The 21,609-nt window shown below is 72.6% G+C and carries 29 protein-coding genes; 17 read left to right on the top strand and 12 right to left on the bottom strand.

Translation table 11 applies throughout. The features are described from left to right. Positions 1 to 59 precede the first annotated feature (59 nt). The 4 genes from ACIBK9_RS34070 to ACIBK9_RS34055 all read left to right on the top strand — a co-directional run bounded on the left by ACIBK9_RS34070 (position 60) and on the right by ACIBK9_RS34055 (position 3,019). Positions 60 to 248: a hypothetical protein gene (locus ACIBK9_RS34070; RefSeq protein ID WP_397162699.1), complete on the top strand. Its 189-nt coding sequence runs from the start codon at positions 60 to 62 to the stop codon at positions 246 to 248. Between the two features lie 45 nt (positions 249 to 293). Continuing rightward, positions 294 to 1,202 carry an SDR family NAD(P)-dependent oxidoreductase gene (locus tag ACIBK9_RS34065; protein ID WP_397162698.1) on the top strand — a complete coding sequence of 303 codons (909 nt, stop codon included), beginning with the start codon at positions 294 to 296 and terminating at the stop codon, positions 1,200 to 1,202. A 97-nt stretch (positions 1,203 to 1,299) separates the two neighbouring features. Continuing rightward, on the top strand, positions 1,300 to 1,755 hold the full coding sequence (locus tag ACIBK9_RS34060) for a hypothetical protein (protein ID WP_397162697.1): 456 nt from the start codon (positions 1,300 to 1,302) through the stop codon (positions 1,753 to 1,755). Positions 1,756 to 1,969: 214 nt separating this feature from the next. Then, positions 1,970 to 3,019, top strand: a complete 1,050-nt coding sequence (locus ACIBK9_RS34055) for a serine hydrolase domain-containing protein (protein ID WP_397163081.1) — start codon at positions 1,970 to 1,972, stop codon at positions 3,017 to 3,019. Here ACIBK9_RS34055 and ACIBK9_RS34050 read toward each other — a convergent pair. Then, a complete protein-coding gene (locus tag ACIBK9_RS34050) occupies positions 3,016 to 3,384 on the bottom strand; it encodes a helix-turn-helix domain-containing protein (protein WP_358302106.1) in 369 nt (122 codons plus the stop codon). The genes ACIBK9_RS34055 and ACIBK9_RS34050 overlap by 4 nt on opposite strands. A gap of 128 nt (positions 3,385 to 3,512) precedes the next feature. On the opposite strand from ACIBK9_RS34050, the gene ACIBK9_RS34045 reads away from it, so the two are divergent. After that, positions 3,513 to 4,670 carry an MFS transporter gene (locus ACIBK9_RS34045; protein ID WP_397162696.1) on the top strand — a complete coding sequence of 386 codons (1,158 nt, stop codon included), beginning with the start codon at positions 3,513 to 3,515 and terminating at the stop codon, positions 4,668 to 4,670. Positions 4,671 to 4,817: 147 nt separating this feature from the next. Here the strand turns inward: ACIBK9_RS34045 and ACIBK9_RS34040 are convergent, their stop codons facing one another. Beyond that, the gene (locus tag ACIBK9_RS34040; protein ID WP_397162695.1) at positions 4,818 to 5,246 is read right to left on the bottom strand and encodes an NUDIX domain-containing protein; all 429 of its coding nucleotides are present in this window, start codon (positions 5,244 to 5,246) and stop codon (positions 4,818 to 4,820) included. Positions 5,247 to 5,288: 42 nt separating this feature from the next. Then, entirely contained in the window at positions 5,289 to 5,540 is a 252-nt protein-coding gene (locus ACIBK9_RS34035; RefSeq protein ID WP_397162694.1) for a hypothetical protein, read from the bottom strand. Positions 5,541 to 5,672: 132 nt separating this feature from the next. On the opposite strand from ACIBK9_RS34035, the gene ACIBK9_RS34030 reads away from it, so the two are divergent. Both ACIBK9_RS34030 and ACIBK9_RS34025 read left to right on the top strand, forming a co-directional pair. After that, a complete protein-coding gene (locus tag ACIBK9_RS34030) occupies positions 5,673 to 6,446 on the top strand; it encodes an alpha/beta fold hydrolase (protein ID WP_397162693.1) in 774 nt (257 codons plus the stop codon). 46 nt (positions 6,447 to 6,492) lie between these two features. After that, positions 6,493 to 7,236 (top strand): VOC family protein, encoded by a 744-nt coding sequence (locus ACIBK9_RS34025; protein ID WP_397162692.1) that lies wholly within the window; start codon positions 6,493 to 6,495, stop codon positions 7,234 to 7,236. 12 nt (positions 7,237 to 7,248) lie between these two features. Here ACIBK9_RS34025 and ACIBK9_RS34020 read toward each other — a convergent pair whose 3' ends face one another. After that, entirely contained in the window at positions 7,249 to 8,157 is a 909-nt protein-coding gene (locus ACIBK9_RS34020; RefSeq protein WP_397162691.1) for an RNA polymerase sigma-70 factor, read from the bottom strand. A 216-nt stretch (positions 8,158 to 8,373) separates the two neighbouring features. Here ACIBK9_RS34020 and ACIBK9_RS34015 point away from each other — a divergent pair, with 216 nt between their 5' ends. From ACIBK9_RS34015 to ACIBK9_RS33995, 5 genes are all read left to right on the top strand, one after another. Further along, entirely contained in the window at positions 8,374 to 8,865 is a 492-nt protein-coding gene (locus ACIBK9_RS34015) for a carboxymuconolactone decarboxylase family protein (RefSeq protein ID WP_397162690.1), read from the top strand. Positions 8,866 to 8,879: 14 nt separating this feature from the next. Next, entirely contained in the window at positions 8,880 to 9,632 is a 753-nt protein-coding gene (locus tag ACIBK9_RS34010; protein ID WP_397162689.1) for an SDR family oxidoreductase, read from the top strand. A gap of 190 nt (positions 9,633 to 9,822) precedes the next feature. Continuing rightward, positions 9,823 to 10,371: a DUF6461 domain-containing protein gene (locus tag ACIBK9_RS34005; RefSeq protein ID WP_397162688.1), complete on the top strand. Its 549-nt coding sequence runs from the start codon at positions 9,823 to 9,825 to the stop codon at positions 10,369 to 10,371. A 97-nt stretch (positions 10,372 to 10,468) separates the two neighbouring features. Continuing rightward, positions 10,469 to 11,371 (top strand): alpha/beta fold hydrolase, encoded by a 903-nt coding sequence (locus tag ACIBK9_RS34000; RefSeq protein ID WP_397162687.1) that lies wholly within the window; start codon positions 10,469 to 10,471, stop codon positions 11,369 to 11,371. A gap of 252 nt (positions 11,372 to 11,623) precedes the next feature. Beyond that, entirely contained in the window at positions 11,624 to 12,313 is a 690-nt protein-coding gene (locus ACIBK9_RS33995) for a hypothetical protein (protein ID WP_397162686.1), read from the top strand. Positions 12,314 to 12,353: 40 nt separating this feature from the next. On the opposite strand, the gene ACIBK9_RS33990 is transcribed toward ACIBK9_RS33995, so the two are convergent. Then, the gene (locus tag ACIBK9_RS33990; RefSeq protein WP_397162685.1) at positions 12,354 to 13,130 is read right to left on the bottom strand and encodes a hypothetical protein; all 777 of its coding nucleotides are present in this window, start codon (positions 13,128 to 13,130) and stop codon (positions 12,354 to 12,356) included. A 144-nt stretch (positions 13,131 to 13,274) separates the two neighbouring features. Here ACIBK9_RS33990 and ACIBK9_RS33985 point away from each other — a divergent pair, with 144 nt between their 5' ends. Next, on the top strand, positions 13,275 to 14,021 hold the full coding sequence (locus ACIBK9_RS33985; RefSeq protein WP_397162684.1) for a hypothetical protein: 747 nt from the start codon (positions 13,275 to 13,277) through the stop codon (positions 14,019 to 14,021). Between the two features lie 44 nt (positions 14,022 to 14,065). On the opposite strand, the gene ACIBK9_RS33980 is transcribed toward ACIBK9_RS33985, so the two are convergent. From ACIBK9_RS33980 to ACIBK9_RS33965, 4 genes are all read right to left on the bottom strand, one after another. Next, a complete protein-coding gene (locus ACIBK9_RS33980; RefSeq protein WP_397162683.1) occupies positions 14,066 to 14,863 on the bottom strand; it encodes an ABC transporter permease in 798 nt (265 codons plus the stop codon). Next, a complete protein-coding gene (locus ACIBK9_RS33975) occupies positions 14,860 to 15,627 on the bottom strand; it encodes an ABC transporter permease (protein WP_397162682.1) in 768 nt (255 codons plus the stop codon). Before ACIBK9_RS33975 ends, ACIBK9_RS33980 begins: the two co-directional genes overlap by 4 nt. Continuing rightward, complete coding sequence (locus ACIBK9_RS33970; RefSeq protein WP_397162681.1) at positions 15,617 to 16,534, bottom strand: ATP-binding cassette domain-containing protein; 918 nt, start codon at positions 16,532 to 16,534, stop codon at positions 15,617 to 15,619. Before ACIBK9_RS33970 ends, ACIBK9_RS33975 begins: the two co-directional genes overlap by 11 nt. A gap of 64 nt (positions 16,535 to 16,598) precedes the next feature. Continuing rightward, positions 16,599 to 16,889, bottom strand: coding sequence for an antibiotic biosynthesis monooxygenase (locus tag ACIBK9_RS33965; RefSeq protein ID WP_397162680.1), 291 nt, complete (start codon positions 16,887 to 16,889; stop codon positions 16,599 to 16,601). A gap of 60 nt (positions 16,890 to 16,949) precedes the next feature. Between ACIBK9_RS33965 and ACIBK9_RS33960 the strand changes: the two genes are divergently transcribed. After that, positions 16,950 to 17,582 (top strand): TetR/AcrR family transcriptional regulator, encoded by a 633-nt coding sequence (locus tag ACIBK9_RS33960; protein WP_397162679.1) that lies wholly within the window; start codon positions 16,950 to 16,952, stop codon positions 17,580 to 17,582. Here ACIBK9_RS33960 and ACIBK9_RS33955 read toward each other — a convergent pair. Then, on the bottom strand, positions 17,579 to 18,013 hold the full coding sequence (locus ACIBK9_RS33955; protein WP_397162678.1) for a DUF3995 domain-containing protein: 435 nt from the start codon (positions 18,011 to 18,013) through the stop codon (positions 17,579 to 17,581). The genes ACIBK9_RS33960 and ACIBK9_RS33955 overlap by 4 nt on opposite strands. Before the next feature lie 72 nt (positions 18,014 to 18,085). Here ACIBK9_RS33955 and ACIBK9_RS33950 point away from each other — a divergent pair, with 72 nt between their 5' ends. Genes ACIBK9_RS33950 through ACIBK9_RS33940 form a run of 3 tightly spaced genes read left to right on the top strand, consistent with a single transcriptional unit; the run spans position 18,086 to position 19,556 of the window. After that, the gene (locus ACIBK9_RS33950) at positions 18,086 to 18,601 is read left to right on the top strand and encodes a hypothetical protein (RefSeq protein WP_397162677.1); all 516 of its coding nucleotides are present in this window, start codon (positions 18,086 to 18,088) and stop codon (positions 18,599 to 18,601) included. After that, entirely contained in the window at positions 18,598 to 19,086 is a 489-nt protein-coding gene (locus ACIBK9_RS33945; protein WP_397162676.1) for an RNA polymerase sigma factor, read from the top strand. Before ACIBK9_RS33950 ends, ACIBK9_RS33945 begins: the two co-directional genes overlap by 4 nt. 59 nt (positions 19,087 to 19,145) lie before the next feature. Next, positions 19,146 to 19,556, top strand: a complete 411-nt coding sequence (locus tag ACIBK9_RS33940) for a DUF2871 domain-containing protein (protein ID WP_397162675.1) — start codon at positions 19,146 to 19,148, stop codon at positions 19,554 to 19,556. Positions 19,557 to 19,611: 55 nt separating this feature from the next. Here the strand turns inward: ACIBK9_RS33940 and ACIBK9_RS33935 are convergent, their stop codons facing one another. Continuing rightward, entirely contained in the window at positions 19,612 to 20,088 is a 477-nt protein-coding gene (locus ACIBK9_RS33935) for a hypothetical protein (protein ID WP_397162674.1), read from the bottom strand. Further along, positions 20,085 to 21,605, bottom strand: coding sequence for an ATP-binding protein (locus ACIBK9_RS33930; protein WP_397162673.1), 1,521 nt, complete (start codon positions 21,603 to 21,605; stop codon positions 20,085 to 20,087). Before ACIBK9_RS33930 ends, ACIBK9_RS33935 begins: the two co-directional genes overlap by 4 nt. Between the last annotated feature and the right edge of the window lie 4 nt (positions 21,606 to 21,609).

Raw genomic sequence — 21,609 nt, 5'->3', positions numbered from 1 at the left:
TCGCGTAAGCGGATATGTCATATCCACTTCGGTGGATGTGCCGACGAGAGCAGGTGAACATGCAGACCGTGATCATCACTGGCGGCACCGACGGGCTCGGCAAGGGGCCGGCCCTTCACCACCTCCGGCAGGGCGCTCACGTGGTGGCCCTCGGCAGCACCGCCGGAAAGGGGGAGACCCTGCTCGCGGCGGCCGCGCCTTCGACCGGGACGACGCCCTGCGCCTCCATGAGCTCACGCAAGAACTGATCTCGCGCTGACACCAGCGTCCCGACCGAGAGGAGACAAGCGCAGATGACATTGAACGACATGACCGGCAGGACCGCCCTGATCACCGGCAGCACCGGGGGCATCGGCATGGAGACCGCGCGCGGCCTGGCCAAGCTCGGAGCCTCCGTCGTCCTGGTGGGGATCGACCGCGGCCGGGCGCAGCGCGCCGCGCAGGAGATCCGCGCCAGTGCCGGACACGATCGGGTGGACGCCCTCGCCGCCGACCTCACCGGCCTCCAGGGCCTGCGCCAGATCGCCTCCCAGGTCGCCGAGCGCCACGACACGCTGGACGTCCTGGTCAACAACGTCGGCCTGAACCGGCCGCGCCGCGAGCTGACCGACGACGGCGTGGAGAAGATGTTCGCCGCGCACGTCCTCGCCCCGTTCGCCCTCACCCACCTGCTGCTGCCGCAGCTGAGGCGCGCCGGCCGCGCCCGGGTCGTCAACCTGACGGGCGGCATCCCCGGCGGGCCCATCGAGCACGACAACCTGCTGGGGGAGCGGCGCTTCATCGGGTGGACGTTCAGCCACTACAACCACACCAAGACCATGACGATGGCGCTGACCGCCCGGCTCGCCCGGGAACTGCGCGGCACGGGGGTGACGGCCAACGTGGTCTACCCCGGGCACGGCTACACGCCGATGAACAGGGCGACCCCGATCGGCGCGTTCCCGAGGCTCTACCGGCCGATCGCGCCCCTGGTGCTGAAGGTCGTCGCGCCGCTCTTCCTGTCGGACCTGACCCGATCGGCCCGCTCCAGCATCCACCTGGCCGCGAGCACGGAGGTGGAGGGTCTGACCGGCGCCTACTTCGACGACCGGTGCCGCCGCAAGCCCCTGCCGGCCAGCGCCCTCGACGAACGCAACCAGAACGCGGTGTGGGACCTGTGCGCCCGGCTGAGCGCGAGCATCCTTACCGAATCTACAATGTAAAGGCGGTCTCCGGGATTCGCTCACACGAATCCCACCCGGCAAAAACCAAGCGTCGACAAACCTAGGCGTCGCCGGAGCCCGCTTCTATGCTCCGTTCGTGGCGGACATCAGCTACTTCGACGCGTGGGGGTTGTGGCTGCACGGCAGGTCCACGCTCGGCAACGATCTGCTCGGCCTGCCGATGATCTGGTGGGGCCGCTTCGGCAAGATCCTCTCGTTCGTGTCCGGCGCGGCGGTCGTCGTCGACCTGGTCGGGCCGGAGAGGCTGAGCCGCTATGGCGCGCGGCTGACCCGGTTCATGGCGAAAAGGCCCACCGGGGGGCCGTTCATCGTCGGTGTCGTCACAGGGGCGGCCGTCGCGTTGGTCGAGGAGCAGACCGACGTGCCCTGGTATCTGGGGCTGCTGCTCGGGTCGATGCTGGGCGGGGCCGCGGGCCTGCTCGCGGTCAGGGCCGGCCGGACGTTGCAGGATCCGGAGCTTCCGATGACGTTGAAGTGGGTGTCCTTGGGGCTGTTCTTCGTCGGCTTCCATTTCGATCTGCTCGCCTCGTAGCCCTGCCGGCTGGCCAGAAGGCCAACCAGACGTCCTTCCCAGGGCGGAGATCGTCGGTGGGGATTCAGGGTTTCCGTAGGGGATTACTCCGACGCCGTGCCGCCCTCTCGTGCCGGATCTTGATACGGCGGAGGCCGAGAGCCGGACTCCGCCGAATCGGAGGAGTGGCGTGAGGGGAAGACGTACCAGTGCGGCCGTCGTGGCGTGCTTGACCGTGTCGTTGACGGCGACGCCCGCCATGGCCGCCACGGCGGCGGCGGAGGGCCCGAGTTTGCGGGCGATGCTGGACAAGGTCGTCGCAGGGGGTGCGGTGGCCGCGATCGCCGAGGTTCGCGACGGGGACAGGACCTGGCGAGCCGCCAGTGGCAAGGCGACGATGAACAGTGCCCGGCCGGCCCCGGTGGACGGGCGCTTCCGGGCCGGGAGCGTGACCAAGTCGTTCACGGCGAGCGTGGTGCTTCAACTGGTGGGGGAGGGAAGGCTGCACCTGTCCGACAGTGTGGAGCGGTGGCTGCCCGGGCTCGTGGACGGGGGCGCCGACATCACGATCAGGCACCTTCTCCAGCACACCAGCGGCCTTCCCGAGTACTCGACGGGCATGATGGACGAGGCGGGCATCCCCAAGGAGCGTTACCGCACCTGGTCGGCACGTGAACTGGTGGAAAGAGCGGAGAAGCTCCCGCGCGATTTCCCGCCCGGGTCCGCGTACGGGTACTCCAACACCAACTACATCGTGCTCGGCCTGCTGATCGAGGGGGTGACCGGCAGGCCGTACGCGACGGAGATCAGGGAGCGGATCCTGCGGCCGCTCGGGCTGCGGCACACCCGCGTGCCGGGAGCCTCGCCGGAGGTGCACGGGCCGCATGCCCACGCATATGTGCCGGTCACCAGGGGTGGCGGGGTCGTCCCTGTTGACGTCACACGGTTCAATCCCACGATGGCCGGGGCGGCGGGGGAGATCGTCTCCACCACCGGGGACGTCAACCGGTTCTACCGCGCCCTGTTCCAGGGCAAGCTGCTGCGCCCTGATCTGCTGAAGGAGATGACGGATCCCGGCACGACCGAGGGGTATGGGCTGGGGTTGGAGCTGGCGCCTCTTCCCTGCGGCACGGCGTTCGGCCATGGCGGCGGCGCTCCGGGCTACCTCACGGTGGCGTTCAGCTCAGCCGACGGTTCGCGGCAGGTCACGTTGTCGATCACGCCGTTCTCCGGCGACCCTCATCAGGCGGCCATGACCTTGCTGACCTCTGCGCTGTGCCCTTAAGGGGCCTCGGTCGGGATGGCCGAGTGCGGCGTCGGCGACTTCGTGGTGTCGGGGGTGCGGCGTCGTGCGGCGAGCACGGAGTCGAGCAGGCCGGGGAAGAGGGTGTCGAGGTCCTCCCGGCGCAGCCGGACCAGCCGGGCGCGGCCCTGCACCGTCGTCCAGGTCACGCCGGCCTCGCGCAGCACCCGGTAGTGGTGCGACAGCGTGGTCTGGTGCACGTCGATGTCGGCGCCGATGGCGTTGCAGTGGTCCTCGCCCATCCGGTCGAGCCGCTGGACGAGGTCGAGGCGCACGGGGTCGGCCAGGGCGCGCAGCACCTCCACCAGCCGGATGGCCTCGGTGGCCGGTTGTGACACCTCACGCATGGTCGCCCCCTGTGTTCCGCACGCCTGTCACGCTACCAATTGATGGATATATGGACAAGTATCCATGTATTCCCTAGGGTTCCCCTCGATGCGTCCGAGGTCCCTATGAAAGGTGGCACCGTCCGGTGTTGCGACGACTTCTCCCTCTGGCCCTGGCGACCTTCGCCGTGGGCACCGACAGCTACGTGATCGCGGGCCTGCTCCCGGCCATCGCCGCCGACCTGCGGGTCTCCACTCCCGCCGCCGGGCAGTTGGTGACGGTGTTCGCCCTGGTGATGGCTCTGTCGGCGCCGGTCATGGGCGCGCTCACCGGTGGGCTGGACAGGCGGACCGCGCTGCTGGTCGCGTTGGGCGTCTTCGTGGCCGGCAACGCCGTCACCGCTCTGGGCACCGGTTACGAGGTGGTGATGATCGCCCGCGTCGTCACCGCGGTGGGCGCCGGGATGATCAACTCCGCTGCGTCCAGCACCGCGGGGGCGATCGCGCCTGCGGAACGCCGGGGCAGGGCTCTGGCCTTCGTGCTGGGCGGGCTGACGGCGGCGACGGCGTTGGGCCTTCCGCTCGGCACGCTGATCGGCCGTGCCGACTGGCACGTCACCCTGTGGGCGGTCGCCGGGGTCGGCCTGGTCGCGGCGCTGGGGATCGCCGCCGGGCTGCCCGAGGTGCGGCTGCCCGCCGCCTCGCTGGGGGAGCGGCTGCGTCCGCTGAAGGAGGGCCGGGTCGTGGCGCTGCTGGCCGTCACCACGCTGGTCTTCCTCGGCGCCTACACCCTCTACACCTACATCGGGCCGGCCCTGCGGGAGGCGACGGGCGGCTCTGAACCGCTGTTCGCCGCCGTCCTACTGGTCTGGGGGGTCGGGGTCCTGGCCGGGAACCTCGTCGCCGGACGGCTGGTCGACCGGTACGACCCCGCGCACGTGCTGACCGGGCCCCTCGCCGTCGCCGTCGTCGCGCTGGCCCTCACGCCGGTGGCGACCGGCACGTTCGTGTCGGCCCTGGCATGGGCCGCGGTCTGGGGTGTGGCCCTGGGCGTCGTCGTCGTGCCCCAGCAGCATCGGCTCATCGCGCTCGGCCCGGCCGCGGCGCCGGTCCTGCTCGGCCTCAACTCCTCAGCCATCTACATCGGGATGGCGCTCGGCGGGGGGCTGGGCGGGCTGGCCCAGGAGTGGTTCGCCGTCGTGCCCGCCGCGCTGGGGCTGCCGGCCGCGGGGGTCACGGCCGTGGCGCTGCTCCACCACCTGGCGACCGCCCGCCGCCGTACGCCCGCCGCGCCCCGGCCCTCCTGAGTGCGGGGGTCAGCCTGCCCCGGCGGCTGCGGGGAGGAACGCGGCGGCCTCCCGCAGCGCGGCGCGGGCCGGCACGTAGGCCAGGGCCGCCCTCCAGTGCCCCGGCCGACCGGCGATCGTGTCAGACGCGCCGGCCGGTGTCCATGCTCACCCCTCGATGCGACCGAGCCAGGCGTCCTGGGCGTCGGCCAGCTGGTCTGCCAGCGGCAACGGGACGAAGCGGCACGCGAACTCCATGCCGGCGTCCGTGCCGTCGCCGTGGACCCGGTGGTGCCAGGCGTCGGGGCTGTCGGGGGCGGCGGTGAGGTGGAAGAACGTCGTGTGCCGGGGCTGCCCGTTGTCCTCGCGAGGTTTGTGGTCGACCGCGATGGGCCCGACGACGGTGAGCTCGGTCAGGCCGGTCTCCTCCGCGACCTCCCGCAGGACGGCCTGTTCCAGGCTCTCGTCCGGCAGGACTCCGCCCGCCGGCACCTGGGTGCCGGCCTCGGGCGCGTCGACGTGGTCGAAGACGAGGAGTTCGGGGGTGGTCCGCTGTCGGATGACGTAGGCGGCGACGCGGATTCTCGGCTCGGGCATCCGTTCATGATCGCAGACGCCGAGCCGAGAGATCCGGGCGGTCTACGAGACGTACAGCAGCCAGTAGGGGGGCTTGGCGTAGATGCTGTTCAGGCGGCAGGAGGCGGTCTTCCCCGCGGCGGTGTACGGGGCGGCGGCCCGCGCGCAGGCGTCCGGCGTGGGGTAGACGCCGACCAGGACGGGGGTGGAGGTCTGCGCCGTGGCCGCCTGGGCAGCGGCGGGGAAGGCGAGGGTGGCCAGGACAAGTGCGACGCCGGCCGCGGCGCGGCGGAGTGTGTTCGTGTTGATAACCATGGGTGGAACGGTAGAAGTCGTCCCCTTTCGCGGTCGTCAAAGCGATCCTTGATTCCCCGTCCCCCTCGGGGATGATTTCCGCGGCCGGGACGTCGTCCTCCTGGAAGGGGGGAGTGTGGTCGAATCGCTCCCATGACGATCGAGTACCTCCCCGTCTCCGGTGACGGCCGCCTGTGGGCCGAGCAGGCCGGCGACGGTCCTCCCATGGTCCTGTTGCACGGCTCCGTGCACGACAGCCGCCTGTGGGACGGCGTCTTCCCCGAACTCGCGCGTCACCGCACCGTGATCCGGTACGACGCGCGGGGCCTGGGCCGTTCGACGCCGCCGACCGCGCCGTTCCGCTACGAGGACGACCTGCTCGCGGTCCTCGACCACTTCGGCGTCGAGCGTGCCGCGCTGGTGGGGCTGAGCATGGGCGGGGAGGTCGCGCTCGACTTCACCTTGGAGCACCCGGAACGGGTGCGGTCCTTGACCCTGGTCGCGGCGTCGGCAGGCGGCCATGACTGGCCGAGCTCTCCCGAGCTGGACGCCTACGCGGCGGCCGACCGCGGGGACGACCCCGGCCGCCTGGCCGAGATGGAGCTCACGCTCTGGGCCTCGCTGGGCGACCGGGCGCCGGGATACGCGGCGATCCGCGACATGGTCACCGAGAACGCCGGGCTGCGGGTGGCCGCGGAGAAGGGGCACGCCCTGTTCGCGGAGGTGGGCGCCGTCGAGCTCCTCGACCGGGTCGCGGTGCCCACGACCGTGGTGGTCGGCGACCACGACCACCCGGAGATCGGCGTGATCGCCCGCCGGCTCGCCGCGGGCATTCCCGGCGCGCGCCTGGAGATCGTGGCCGCCGCCGACCACTACCTGCCGTTGCGCGCGCCGGAACGGCTCCTGGACGTCCTGCTCGCCGATTGAAAGGCGTGCCGACGGCGGCGCGGTCGTCGGGCATAGGGTGATCGGCATGGCATTGCGGCTGGTTCAGGTGAACTTCAAGGCTCGGGACGACGCGGCGCTCGGCCGGTTCTGGGCGGACGCGCTGGGCTGGGGCGTCTCCAGCGAGGGCCCCGGCGTGACCAACGTCGAGCCCGTGGGCTTCGCCTGGCCCGATCCCAGCGCCGTCTGCGTCGACGTCGTCACCGTCCCCGACCCCGAGACGGTGAGGTACCGCGTGCACCTCGATCTCGCCACCGCCTCCGAGGCCCATCAGGCGGAGCTGGTGGCCCGGCTGGAGGAGCTCGGCGCGAAGCCCGCCGACGTGGGCCAGGGCGACGTGCCGTGGGTCGTGATGGCCGATCCGGAGGGCAACGTGTTCTGCGTGCTGGAGCCCCGGGAGATCTACCGGGACACCGGTCCGATCGCCGCGGTGGTGGTCGACTGTTCCGACCCGCGGGCCATGGCCCGGTTCTGGGGCGAGGCGGCGGGCTGGACCGTGCACGAGGTGAGCGACGAACACGCGCGGCTGCGTGCGCCCGAGGGGGTCGGGCCCTACCTGGAGTTCCTGCGCACGACGCCCGGCCCGAAGACCGTGTGGAACCGGGTGCACATCGACCTGCTGCCGCACCGCGGCGCCGACCAGGCGGCGGAGGTGGCCCGGCTGGCCGAGCTCGGCGCGACGTCCGCCGACGTGGGTCAGGGCGACGTGCCGTGGGTCGTGATGGCCGATCCGGAAGGCAACGAGTTCTGCGTCCTGGGCGCCCCGCGCTGACCCGGGACGCGCTCAGCGGGTCACGGTGGTCTCCCGTCCCAGCCGCGCCAGCTTGTCGGGATTGCGCACGTGGTAGGCGCCGGTGACGTAGCCGTTCTCCACGCGCACCGCCACGACTCCGTCGATCTCGCCGTCGATCCGCACGAGCAGCCCGGGCCCGCCGTTGACCTGCACCAGCTCGACCGATCTGTCCGCGTCCTGCTTCCACCAGCCGGCGGCCAGCAGGCGGGCCACGTTGTCGACGCCCACGACGGGCCGCAGCAGGGCGTGCCGGCGGCCGCCGCCGTCGCTCAGGGCGACGACGTCCGGCGCGAGGACGTCGAGCAGGCTCTGCAGCTCGCCGGTCTCGACCGCCCGCTGGAAGGCCTGGAGCGCGGCCCGGGTCTCGGCCGGGGAGGTGGTGCCGCGCGGCCGGCGGGCGGCGACGTGCGCCCGCGCCCGGTAGGCGATCTGGCGGACCGCTGACGGGCTCCTGCCGACGGCGTCGGCGATCTCGTCGTAGTCCAGCTCGAACACCTCGCGCAGCACGAACACCGCCCGCTCGGTCGGCTGCAACGTCTCCAGCACCAGCAGCATCGCCATGGAGACGCTCTCGGCGAGTTCGACGTCCTCGGCCACGTCGGGGGCGGTCAGCAGCGGCTCGGGCAGCCACGGCCCGACGTAGGACTCCTTGCGCCGGCCCAGTGCGCGCAGCCGGTCGAGCGCCTGCCGGGTGACGATCCGCACCAGGTAGGCGCGCTCCTCCCGGACGGCGGCGAGGTTGACGTCCGCCCATCGCAGCCAGGTCTCCTGCAGGACGTCCTCGGCGTCGGCGGCCGAGCCGAGCATCTCGTAGGCGACGGTGAACAGCAGGTTGCGGTGGGCGACGAACACCTGGGTGGCGGAGCCGGGCGGCCCGGCGTGTTCGTCGTGATCGGTCATGTCCCGCTCCTGCCTGTCCGTTCTGCGCACTGCCACACGCACAAGACGCCGTCGTGCGCCGCCGCGTAACACGTCCGGCCGGTGGCCTACGTCACAGCGCCGCCGGTGTTACGGGGGCCGGGGCGGCGGCGTCTCGTGGTCGTCAGGACGCCGCGCGGACGATCCGCGCGGCGCGACGACGAGTCGAGAACGCGAAGGGAAGTCTTCCTCATGTCCATGTCCACGACGACCGGCCGGCGGTCGCGTATGCCCAATCCCCTCCCCTTCCTCCCCGAGCTGGCGGTGGTCGGCGAGGGGCTGCACAAGGCCCTGCGGAACGGGGTGATCCCCCCGGTGACCATCGCGCTGCTGCAGCTGCGCGCCGGGCAGCTGCTGGGCAGCACGTACTTCACGGTCAGGGAGACCGCCAACCTGCGCGGGCTGGGGGAGCCGGAGGAGCGCATCACCGCCGTGGCCACCTGGCGGGACGCCACCTGTTTCACCGAGGCGGAACGCGTCGCGCTGGAGCTGGTGGAGGCGGTCCTCACCCCGAACCCGTCGGGGGAGCGCGTCGGCGACGAGCTGTACGCCAGGGCGTCGGCGCTGTACGACGACAGGGCGATGTGGTCGCTGGTCATGGCGATCGCCCACATCGGCTTCTTCACCCCGGCGGCCCTCATCGCCAAGCCGATCCCCGGCATGCCGCCCGGCCGGAACTACAGCGAGTGAGAAAGGCGCCTGACATGAGCATCACCACGTTCGCGGTGGCCGGGGCGACCGGCCGGCTGGGCCGCCACGTCGTCGACGTCCTGACCGAGAGGGGTCACCGGGTCGTGCCGATGTCCCGCGCCACCGGCGTGGACGTCGTCACCGGTCAGGGCCTCGCCGAGGCGCTGACGGGGGCGCAGGTCGTCATCGACGTCGCCTCCTGGCACTCCTCCGACCAGGAGGCGGCGACGGAGTTCTTCCGCGCCTCGGCCCGCAACCTGCACGAGTACGGCCGCCGGGCCGGGGTCGCGCGGATCGCCGTGGCGTCCATCATCGGGGCCGACAGGGCCACCGCCGGTTTCCTGGCCGCCAAGAGGGTGCACGAGGAGCTGCTGCTTGCCGGGCCGCTTCCCGTCCGCGTGCTGCGGGCGGCGCAGTTCCACGAGTTCGTGGGGCAGCTGCTGGACTGGCGGCCCGGTGATGTGGCCTATGTCCCGGAGCTGCCCACCCAGCTCGTGGCCTGCCGCGTCGTGGCCGAGGAGCTGGCCGACCTGGCCGTCGCCGCGACCGTGCCCGGCACGCCGATCCCCGAGATCGCCGGTCCGCGCAGGGAGACGCTGGCGGAGGCGGCCCGGCTCCTGGGCGCCCGCCGGGGTGTCAAGGTCGTGGGCGTCGACGGCGCGGGCATGCCCGATGCCGATCTGGCCGCCGCCGGCGCGTTCCTGCCCGGCCCGCACGCCAGGCTCGCCGGCCCGACCTTCCGGGAATGGCTGGACGCCCAGCCCTGATCCGGCCCCGCCCTTGTCCTCGGTGGGACGCCGAGGACAAGGGGTTCCCTGTGCGGGCGTCCCGGAGGGTCGCCGTCTGGATGATCTTCGAAAATTGTCCGTGCCCTGCGCCATGATGACACCGCTCGTCTCCGCATAACGGACGTTCCCGCCCGGCCACGCCCGGCTCACCGAGGCCGAGACGGCGGCCGTGGCGGAGGCCGCGCGCCTGGTCGGCGTCCTGGAGGGCCTCGACGGCGACGGCTTCAGCCTGACGTGCGTGCGCGGTGTCAGCGCGGCCGGGGCGGCGCGCCTGCTGGCCGCCGAACCCGCCACGGAGGAGGAGCTCGAAGAGGTCGAGGAGGATCCGTTCGAGGACGACGCGCTGCGGTTCGTCGGCGTCACCGACGTGCCGGGCGGCTGCGTCGTCTTCCAGGAGTGGGGGTACATGGCCGCCACGCCCGGCGTCATGAAGGCGCTGTCGGCGGGCACGGTCGCCTACGGCATGTACGCCAATCCCAAGAGCGGCAACCAGGGCAGGGTCTACCGCGACGGCGAGGTCGAGGAATGGGACACCCATCCGGGCGGCGGCGACGCCTCCCCGGAGGACTCGCCGGAGGAGATCCTGCGCACGTACCTGTACGAGGGGTGCGCCGAGGCGTACTGCTTCGCCGGCGCGGGGCTGCGCCCGGCCGACGCCCGCTCGCTCACGGAACCGGACACGTACCTGCGGCTGCCCGACGGCGACTACTGGGCCTGAGCGTTCTCCTCCCGGGCGCCGGTGCCAGCGTTCTGCCAGCCGGGTGACAGCCCCAGCGGCCAGGCTGCTGTCTCCACCGACGTGAAGGCAGGGCGTGATGGGCGGCAAGAAGTCGATGCGGTGGCGCGGCGCGGACGTGACCTCGAAGGACGGCACGACGATCGCCGTGCTCAGCGCGGGGCGGGGGCCGGGGCTGCTGGTGATCCCCGGGAACAACCGGCGCGCCCACCACTACGGGGCGCTGGCGCGAGCACTGTCCGGCACGCACAGCGTGCACGTGATCGAACGGCGCGGACGCGGCGGCAGCGGCCCGCAGGGCCCGGCGTACGGCGTGGACACCGAGGTCGACGACGCGCTGGTCGTCATGGACCGCACGGGCGCGCGCCTGGTCTTCGGCCACAGCTACGGCGGTCTCGTCGCCCTGCACCTCGGGTTGCGGCGCAGGGTGGCCGCGCTCATGGTCTACGAACCGGGCGTGAGCATCGACGGCTCCTTCCCCGCCGGCTGGCTGCCGGCGTTCGAGCGGCTGCTGGCGCAGGGCAGGCACACCGCGGCGATGGCGGCCTTCCTCAAGGCCACCCGCCTGGTTCCGGTCGGCGACGCGCCGGCGCCGGTGTTCAGCGCGCTGGCGTTCCTGATGCTGCGCGGGGCGGAGGGGCGCGACACGCGGGCGATGATGGCGACCACCCCCGCAGAGCTCGGCGAGATCGTCCGCCTGGACTCCGACGGCGCCAGGTACGCCGGCGTCGGCTCCCCGGCGCTGCTGCTCGGCGGCGACAGGTCCCCCGGCTACCTCACCGATGTGCCCGCTCGCCTGGCCCGCCTCATGCCCGACGCCCGGCACGAGATCATCGCCGGGCTCGACCACAACGCCCCCGACCTGAACGCCCCCGAGGTCATCGCCGAACGGATCCGGGCCTTCACGCGGTCGCGCGTCCCGGGGTCGGAGGGAACGATTTCGCTGAGCGATGCCCCTGAGCCATGGCATTCCGACAACTGAATCTTGCCGGTCACCGGGAATGCGGTTTCGGTGTGGCGTCGATGAGTGATTCGTGGCAAGTGTAAACATCGTACCGGTCTAGATGCCCTGATCGGCGTGCGGAAGGGCCGCATTCCGGTCTATGGGTTCGGATGGCGACTACGGGCTGCATTCCGAAAGGAACGGTACATGTTCTCACCCAAAATACGAGCAAATGCCCTCAGCAACCCCACCCGGCCGGCGGCGCCTCGTCTTGGGCGGAGCATGACACGAGTGGCCGTGCGCGGCTCGCTCTCGACGGCCCTCGTCCTGGCCATGACCCCCGCCGTGACCCTGGCCGCGCACGCGGACGGCGACGGGCGGTGCGACCCGCACACCTTCTTCAAAATCCGTTCGCTCTCGCCGAGAAACTTCTTCATTCCCCGTACCCGCTACATTGACGGCCCTGGCGGCACCATCACGGTGACGGTGACCCGGGAATACGAGGTGAGGGCGTTCCGGGAGACGGAGAACGAGCAGCAGTTCTCGATCACGACCGGAGATCTGGTGCGTAACCTGCGCAAGATGGGCGTGCCACACCTCGAAGAGCGGCATATGGTCTTCACCGGCCATGAATACAGCCGGACTATCACTAAAGGGATGTACGGCAATATGTGGTACCGCGTTTTCGGCTACCGCATCGGCTGGTCGGCTTGGTCGGTCCTCGGCACCTGCAAGCAGGTCGAGATCGCCTCCGGGATCGCCAGCGTGCCGGCCAGGGTGGAGGGGTGGCGGTACTGGGAGACCAGGCACCCCAAGTTCAGGGGCCGCATCCTGTCCATCGACGGCGGGAATCCTGACGGCGACAAGCGGTCGGGGCCGGCCAGGCAGCAGTGGCAGGGGCCGGCGCTGGCGCCCCTGGCCAGACCGCCGTTGCCGCAGGAGGCGCCCTCGACCGAGGAGACCAGGCAGCGCAGACGCTGAGCCCCGGTCACCGGCCCCGGCTCACCGGCCCGCCCCGAGCTCATGCCTCCGGCGTGGCCTCGGAGGCCGGTCGGCGGCGCGGGGCGGCGAGGTCGTGGGCGGAGCGGGCCAGCCAGATCATCATCAGGACGCTCGACACCACGCCGAGAGCCTCGGCCGCGCCTTCCTCGCCGGCGAACGGCAACGCCGCCAGCACCAGGACCAGCGGCGTCACCAGGGCGGCGACGCCGTACGCGACGGTCGCCGTCCCCCAGCGGTCGTCGGAGCCCTGGGCCCGCAGGACCAGCACCGTCCAGACCAGACCGGCCAGGCCACAGACCAGCTCCACCCCCTCCGGGACGGGCCGGCCGAGGAGGCCGAGCACGCCGATGACGGTGAACCCGCCGTACCCCAGCAGCCCGGCGCCCCGCATGTACGGCCGGCCGCGGCCCAGCACCCGCATGAACAGCACCACGAGCACGCACATCACCGCGGAGTCGAGCACCGTCGTGTCGGCCCACATCGACGCGGTGAGGTGGAGCAGGAACGTCGTGGCCGCCGAGGCGTACAGCGCCAGGCGCAACCGCAGGGCGTCGGGGTCCCGCGGGGGCGGCGGCCCCGCCGACGGCCCGCGCAGAATCTGCCAGATCCCCCAGGACCAGGACAGCCCGGCCAGGACCAGGAGGAACAGGTTCGGCCCGGTGGCCGTGACGCCTTCGGCCGTGGCCGAGAACAGCGTCAGCCCCCACAACGGGCCGAGCTCACCGGAGACCAGGGCGACGACGGCGGCGACCGTCAGCGCGGCACCGTACAGAACGGTGAGAAGCAGGGCGGGCACGGCCGAACGGTGACGACGTAACACAGGACGCTTCCCGAAGGGGGAGGGGGACGAATGCCTCACTCTACAATTGATCATGAGAAGTGACGCCAGACGGCGGGCGTGCCGCGCGTCACGATCCCCCCACTGACGAAAGGCGCGACCGTGACGTCCGCCCCCACCACCGGCGACGACTGGGAGTCGTCGCTGAGGCAGGCCTTCGGCGTCCTGCTGGGCCACCCGCTCTCCGGCTTCGACCCCGAGGCGGAGTACGCGGCCTGCTACAGCGGCAACTGGCTCGACGAGACGGGGTTCAACAGGGATCCGGCGTGGCTGGAGCCGACCGCCCTCGCCGGCCGCGCGACGATCTCCAGCGAGAACCTGCTGCTGCTCGACGAGGTCGGCTACCCCGAGCTGCGGTTCGACCCGAGCCGGTCGTTGTTCGAGATCGACGCCGCGGCGGGGTTCCCGGCCGGCTTCGGGGACGAGCTGGTGGCCGTCAGGCTCGCCGGTTCCGACCGCTGGCCGCAGGTCGGCGGCGCCGAGCTGGCGCGCCTGACGGCACGCCACGCGGTCGGCCTGCCGGCCACGGCCTGGTCCGTGACCAGCGCCACCATCGCCTCGGACGGCACGCTCCTCGACGCCCTCCGGGTCGCCACCGGCATCGGCGACGGCTTCGACAGCCTGGTGCCGTACGAAGGAGGCGACCCGGAGACGGCGGCGGCCCTCGCGGCCGTGGAGCACGCCGGGCTCCGGGCGCACCTGCGCGCGTTCTGCGACCCCCGCTCCGACGAGCTGGCCCTGTGCCGTCAGGACATGCGCACGGCCAGGGACGAGGGCGGCGCGCTGGTGGCCCGGTGGGAGGGCGCCGTGGACCAGTACGAGATCACCGTCCGGCGGGTCGGCCCCTGACCGGTCACCCGCCGCCCGGCCCACCGGCCCAGGCGGCGGGGTCTTCAGGAGCGGGCCAGGGTGCCGCGACGGCGGGCGACGTTCTCCAGCCGGTGGAACAGGACCACCCCGGCCGCCGTGATCAGCAGCGGCTGGGCCAGCAGCCAGCCGAGGCCCCAGCCGGTCGGGAGGGCGGCCAGGGAATACCCGCCGAGCAGGATGTCGCGCATCGCCTCGATGCCGGGCGTGATGGGCACCACCAGCCGGCTGAGGAAGGCGACCGGTTCGGGCATGGCCGCCAGCGGGACCAGGGTGCCGCCCGCGACGGCATAGAGGGCCACGGACAGCTGGGTGACGATCTCGATGCGCCGCAACACCAGGCACAGGCCGCACAGGATGAGCGCGAGCCCGCAGGTGCCCAGCACGATGGCGGCCAGCGGCACGATCACCTGCGCGTCGAGGGGCAGCCGCCCGCCCTGGAGGGCGACGGCGGCGACCCCGGTGGCCAGGACGGCCAGCGCGGCGGGCACGGCCGCGATCACGGCGGCCACCTGGCGGCCGAGGATGCTCGCGGCCGAGGGCAGCGGGGTCAGGTAGGTCTGCTCCAGCACGCCGGACCGGATGTCGCCCAGGTAGCTCCAGAACACCCGGTTGACCTGCTCGTGGACGAACGTCAGCGCCACCATGCCGAGCAACACCGGCGGCAGCAGGTCGGCGCGCAGCTGCCCGCGTCCCATGAACAGCACGACGAGCAGGTAGAACAGCGGGAAGGTGATCATCTCCAGGAGGACCTCGCGCCATCCGGCGAGCAGGCCGATCATCCCCTTGCGGACTTCGGCGGCGAATCCGCGGACGAAGGTCATGACGCCTCCAGGGCTCGCCGGTGGTTGCGGACGAACAGCAGGCCGGCCACGGCGGCGAGGACGAGGGTGTGGGCCAGCAGCCAGGGCAGCGTGCCGCCGGTCCACAGCCCGGCCAGGGTGCCGCCCTCGAACAGCGTCCGGTTGAGCGCCTCGACGCCCAGCGTGGTGGGCAGCAGCCGGGCCGCCGCGGCCAGCCAGTCCGGATACAGGTGCAGCGGCAGGAACGAACCGTTGAGCAGCAGCACCAGCGAGGTGAACAACGACTGCAGGGCGCCGACCGCCGGGGAGACCAGGGCGAGGGCGGCCAGCAGGAAGGTGAAGGCCAGCGCGTCGACCCCGAGCAGCGCGGCGGGCAGCAGCGCGGCCCAGCGCAACGGGACGGCGATCTGCGCCAGGAGCACCGGCACGAGAGCGGCGACGGCGGCCACGACCAGCCCGAACACCGACGCGGTGAGCAGCCGGCCGAGCATCGGCAGCCACGGCGGCGCCGGGCTCATCTGGGACTGGGCGAAGGTGCCGGCGCGGATCTCCTCGACGAGGTCGGCCACCATCACCAGGCCGGCGTACTGCAGGAACCAGTAGCCGCCGATCGCGACCAGGGTGGGCGGCAGCAGATCCTGGCGCAGCTCACCCTGGCCCAGCACGAACTGCAGACCGAGATACATCATGGTGCTGATCAGCAGCGTGACGACGTGCCCGGCCGGGTGGGCGAGCTGCACGCGCAGGCCCTTGCCGATCTCGGCGCGCAGGACGTCAGGCAGCATGGGACGGCTCGTTCACCAGGGCCAGGAACACGTCCTCCAGGCCGGGCTGGACCTGCGTCAGCGACTCCAGGACGGCTCCGTGCGCGCGCAGCCGCCCGACCACGTCGTACACCTCGGCCGGATCGCTCACCCGCACGCGGATGGTGGTGACGCCGTCACGGGTGTCGGCGTCGAAGCCGGGAGGCGCGGCTCCCTCGACGCGGATCTCGTACCGGTCGCGTTCGCGGAAGCGGGCCAGCAGCTCGCGGGTGGGCAGGTCGGCCACGAGCCGCCCCTGGCGCATGACGGCCACCCGGTCGCACAGCTCCTGGGCGATGTCGAGCTGGTGGGTGGTGAGCAGGACGGTGGTGCCCAGCTCGCGGGCCTGCTCGGCGATCCAGTTCCGGACGGTGCGGGTGGCCTCGACGTCCAGGCCGAGCGTCGGTTCGTCCAGCAGCACGACGGGCGGGTCGGCGATCAGGGCGACGGCGATCGCGACCTTCTGCTGCATGCCCCGGGAGAAGCCGCCCACCTTCTCGTGGCGGCGCTCCCACAGGCCGAGATCGGTCAGCAGATCCTCGGCCCGCTCGGCGACCCGGGCCTTGCGCAGGCCCTTCAGCCGGCCGAAGTACATGAGGTTCTGCCAGGCCGACAGGGTCCAGTAGACGTTGCGGGAGCCCTCCAGCACCGCGCCGAAGCACGCCATCGCGGACCGGCGCTGCCGGGTCACGTCGAACCCGGCCAGCCGGACCCGGCCGGAGGTGGGGGACAGCAGCCCGGCCAGCATCTTGATGGTCGTGGTCTTGCCCGCGCCGTTGGGGCCCAGGAACCCGACGACCGACCCGGCGGGGACGTGCAGGGACACCTCGTCGACCGCCCGGACCTGCGCCGATCCGTACACCTTGGTCAACGCGTCGATTTCGATCATGTCATCTCCTCGATTCGGGAAAGCCCCGGCCCGCGGCCTCGGGGCCGGGAGCCGGGGCGGGCCGTCACAGCTCGGCCAGGACCTCGATGTCCTGCGCCGTGACGTCGCGGACGACCTCGAACGCCGCGACGGCGGCGGGGGTGCCGGGCGCGGCCTGGCGGGCCGCCTGCAGGGCGGCGGCCGAGTTCCAGCGCCAGACGCCGACCCACGTGTCGTCGTCCAGGCGGCCGAGGCGGGCCTCGGTGAGGCCGGGCTCGGTGGCTCTGATGGCGGTGACCAGGGCGGCGTGCCGGGCCTGGACCTCCTCGGCGTCCGCGGGATCGGCCTGGAAGCGGGTGACGCTGATGACCGGCATGGCTAGACCTTCTCTCTAGAGTTGACTTCTAGTGACTGAATCTAGAGATAGACTCTAGCCATGAGCGATGTCAAGCGGCCGAACAAGCGGGCCCAGAAGGCGAAGGAGACGCGCCGGCGCATCCTGGAGGCGGCGTCGGAGCTGTTCGTCCGCGACGGATACGGCGCCACGAACCTCCAGGACGTGGCCGAGAAGGCCGGGGTCGCGGTGCAGACGATCTACTTCGTCTTCGGCAACAAGCGCGCCCTGCTCAAGGAGCTGGTCGACGTCACGATCGCGGGCGACGACGAGCCGGTGGCCACCATGGACCGGCCCTGGTACGTCGCGGCGCTGGCCGCCGGCACCGCCCAGGACCTGCTGCGCGCCTACGTCGCCGGCACCAGCTCCGTCCTGGAGCGCGTCGCGCCGATCGGCAAGGTCCTGGAGGCGGCGGTCGCCGGCGACCCGGAGGTGGCCGCGCTGTGGCCGGACGACGTCGATCCCCGCTACGTCGTCCAGCAGGAGGCGGCCAAGGCCCTGGTGGGCAAGCCCGGGGCGCGGGCCGGGGTGTCCGCGCAGGAGGCCGCCGACCTGCTGTACGGCCTGCTCAGCCCCGAGCTGTACCTGCTGTTCGTGCACGGCCGCGGCTGGCCGCGGGAGCGCTGGGAGCAATGGGCCTTCCGCACCCTGCGCGCCCAGCTCTGCTCCGGCTAGAGCCGCCGGGCGCCGCGGCGGGAGGCGACCAGGGCCGCCGCCGTGGCCATGAACACGCAGACAGGCGTGTAGAGGAACAGGTTGAGCCAGTAGAACGGGGTCCCGGTGTCCGCGCCGACGCCGGCGATCCACACCAGCCCGGCCGCCGCCCGCACCAGGGTCCCGGCGGCGACGGCGGCCGTGACCAGGCGGGCGGGCAGGCAGCCGCGACCGCGTGAGCACACCAGCACCGCCGCCGCCCCGGCGCCGAGCACGACGACGAGCGGCACCAGCACGCGCGAGGTGAACGGCACCTCGAAGTTCAGCACCGCCAGGGAGAGGGAGCTGACGTCGCCGGCGGGCCACGTGCGGCCGGTCAGCCAGTACAGGTGCGCGGCGGCGTCGGTGAGCAGGGCGGAGGCGGTCAGGGCGCCGAGGCGTGGAATGTTCATGCCCGGCAGGAGTCGGCGAAATCCGTGATGGTTCCATGGAACCTTTCGCGCCCCTCCCGCCTCTGGATGGACATGAGCTGGCCTGTTGCCGATCTGGACCCCGTACGCCGCCTGCGCGCGCTGGCCGCGGCCATTCCCGGGGCGTCCGTCGCCGAGCGCGTCATTCCCGCACCCTTCGCGGCGGTCTGGGCCGTGGTGAGCGATCTGGAGAAGGAGTTCGGCACGTTCGAACCCGACATGCGGCATCTCACCGTCGAGTCCGCGGGCCCGGACGGCGGCCGCCTCGTGGCCAGGGCCCGCAGCCGGTACGGCATGCGCGCCCGGTTCGACGTCGACCTGCGGCCGGGCTGGTGCTGGATGCAGAGCCGGTTCCTGCTCGTCGGCCTGGCCGCGACCGCCGTGCCGGAGGGGACGCTGGTCGCGCAGACGGGCGGGGTGCGCGTCCCGGGCCGCCCGGCGCTGGTGCCGTGGGGCGTGCGGGCGGCGGGGGAGAAGGCGCTGGCCAGGCTCGCGTCCCGGGTCACGGCCAGGGGCGCGGGTGGGGACGCGGCCCGGGACGCGGCCCGGGACGCCGGGGGCGCGTCGTGACGGCGGCCCGGGTGCTCGCCGCCCAGCGGGGCGACACGATGGCGATGAACGACCTGCTCGCCGAGCTGACGCCGTACCTGGGCCGGATCTGCGGGCCCATCGCGTTGGACAGCGGGCCGGACGCCGTGCAGGAGGCGCTGATCGCGATCTTCCGGCATCTGCGTGACCTGCGCGAACCCGAGGCCCTGCTCGGGTGGGCGCGGGCGATAGCCGTGCGCGAGGCCGTCCGGATCGCCCGGCGCGACGGGCGGTCCAGCCCGGCGGAACTGGCCGGCGTGCCCTCGCCGCACGACGTCGAGCGTGCCGTGGACGTCCGGGACGTGCTGGAGCGCCTGTCGCCGGAGCATCGGGCGGTGCTGGTGCTGCGCGACCTGGAAGGGGTGCCGGAGGACGTCGCGGCGCGGATGTTGCGGGTGCCGTCGGGCACGGTCAAGTCCCGGCTGCACCGGGCCCGGGCGAGCTTCCGCCGGGCCTGGCAGGGCTGAGCCCGTCCGGCGGGGACGCCGGTACGAATGGTGGCAAAACAACCTCTAAGGTCTCAACCGTGAGAAAGATCTACCATGCGGCGCACATCTACATGATCGTCGGCGTCATCACCGGCCTCTACTATCGCGAGATCACCAAGCTCAACGACTTCACCGGCGACACCCAGCTCGGTGTGGTGCACACCCACCTGCTCGCTCTCGGCATGCTGTTCTTCCTGATCGTGCTGGTGCTGGAGAAGGTGTTCACGCTGAGCGCCGGCGGCAGGCTGTTCACCTGGTTCTTCTGGGTCTACAACGGCGGGCTGGCGCTGACGGTGGCGATGATGCTGGTGCACGGCACCCAGACGGTGCTGGGCGCCGAGACCAGCCCGGCGATCACCGGGATGGCGGGGCTGGGGCACATCGTGCTGACGGTCGGGCTGGTCCTGTTCTTCATCAACCTCGGCAAGCGCATCCCCGCCAAGACCTGACCGCGGCCAGGTCCGCGGGGGAGGCCGCTGGGCTGCTCCGCGCTCCCTCCGGCGGTCAGGCCGGGCAGTCGCGGGGGTCGACGCTCGTGCGTGCCCCCGCGACGGCGATGCGGGCAGGGCTGTCCGGCAACGCGGCGGCCGTGCACACGATCTGCTGCACGGCCAGGGGGGACAGGTCACCGCCGGGCGCGGACGGGGTCAGCACCATGCGGTCGCGCGCCTTGACGGTCACCAGGAAGGGATCGGCTTCCGGCGGCACCTCGGTGCTGAGCCCGAGCGCCCGCTCCTTCTCGATGGGCCCGGCCGCCAGCAGCGCGAGCCTCTCGGTCCGGAACAGCGGGCGGGCGCTCGGCCGCGTCACGGCGCTGAGCCGCCCGTCCTTCACCAGGTAGAGGATGATCGTCGTGGTCAGCGCGACGGCTCCCTTCGGCGGCTCGCCGACGGCGATGACGTCGCTGGGACGCACGCCGCAGCCCGCGACCAGCGCCAGGAGACCCGCGGCGAGCGCGCGGCGGGGGAGTGCGGCCCTCATCCGGCTGCTCCGTCCTGCTCGGGGGCCCTGCGTGGCAGGCGCAGCGTGAACAGGGCGCCGCCGTCGGGGGCGTTGGCGACGGTGAGGTCGCCCCGGTGCAGGCGCGCGTTCTCCAGCGCGATGGCCAGGCCCAGGCCGCTGCCCTCGGACCTGGCACGGGCCGCGCTGGCCTTGTAGAACCGGTCGAACGCGTGCGGCAGCACCGCCTCCTCCAGCCCCGGACCGTGGTCGCGGACCTCGACAGTGATCCACTGCGGGTCGGCGGACAACCGCACCGACACCGGCGGCTCGCCGTGCCGCAGGGCGTTGCCGACCAGGTTGGCGAGGATGACGTCCACGCGGCGCGGGTCCAGCCTCGCCGTCACCGAGGAGGGAAGCTCGGTGCGCACCGCGTCCGACCAGCCCCGTACGCGCAGGGTCGCGGGCACCAGCTCGGCCACGTCCACCTCGTTCAGCGACAGGGCCGCGACGCCGGAGTCGAACCTGCTGATCTCGATGAGGTCGTTCACCAGCGCGGTCAGGTTGAGCGTCTCCTGGCTGACCAGCTTGGCCGCCCGGCCGGCGGGCTCGGGCAGCTCGGCCGCCTCGTCGTCGAGGACCTCGGCGACGGCGGCGAGCGCGGCCAGGGGGGTGCGCAGCTCGTGCGAGACGTCGGCCACGAACCGGCGGGCGTCGGCCTCCATCGCGCGCAGCTGCATGACGTGCCGTTCCAGCTCCGCGGCGGTGTCGTTGAAGGTACGCGCCACGTCGGCCAGCTCGTCGGAACCGCGGACCGCGACCCTGGTCCGCAGCTCGCCCTCGCCCAGCAGGCGGGCCGCCCGGCCGAGCTCGCGCACCGGGCGCAGCACGCTGCGGGTGGCCAGCAACGCCACGACCACCGCGAACGCCATGGCCGCCCCGCCGCTGAGCCAGGCGCGGCTGGCGAGCAAGTCGATGCTGCGCTGCTCGGGAAGCAGGCTGCGCGTGGTGTAGACCTCGATGCCGGACACCCGCCACCGGTCACCCTCGGTGATCAGCAACGGCGCGCCGATGATCAGGAAGGGCCTGCCCTCCCGCACCACCCGTTGCCACGCCATCTCGCCTTCGGCCACCTTCCGCCGCAGGCTCACGGAAAGGGCCTGGGGCCTCAGGTCCTCGGCCTCCAGGGCCGGCGCGTTCCCGTCGCGTCCCCCGCTTCCCGGCGGCGGGTTCCGCATCAGGCCCGGCGCCCGGTCGGACGGCGGGCCGGCCTGCGCGTACAGCCCGCGGTAGACGGCCAGCGCGTAGCTGTCCCGCTCGGCCATGGTGGCGGCGATCCTGCCGAGCTCGGTCCGGTCCGGAGCCGGGGTGCGCAACGGGAAGAGCGTCTCCAGGCGCGCTCTCGTCGCCTGCAGCGCGGCGTCCTGGGCCCGCTGCAGGATGTCGGTGCGGGCCTGGACGTAGAGCCCGCCGGTCACCGCCGCCGTGGTGACCACGCACAGCAGCGCGAACGCGAACAACAGCCGGGCACGCAGCCCCGGGCTCGGCACGGGCGTCACCGCC

The organism is Nonomuraea sp. NPDC050227 (assembly GCF_044459705.1).
GTDB lineage: Bacteria > Actinomycetota > Actinomycetes > Streptosporangiales > Streptosporangiaceae > Nonomuraea.
The sequence above is the reverse complement of the archived record's forward strand: the minus strand, read 5'-3'. Positions and strand labels throughout refer to the sequence as shown.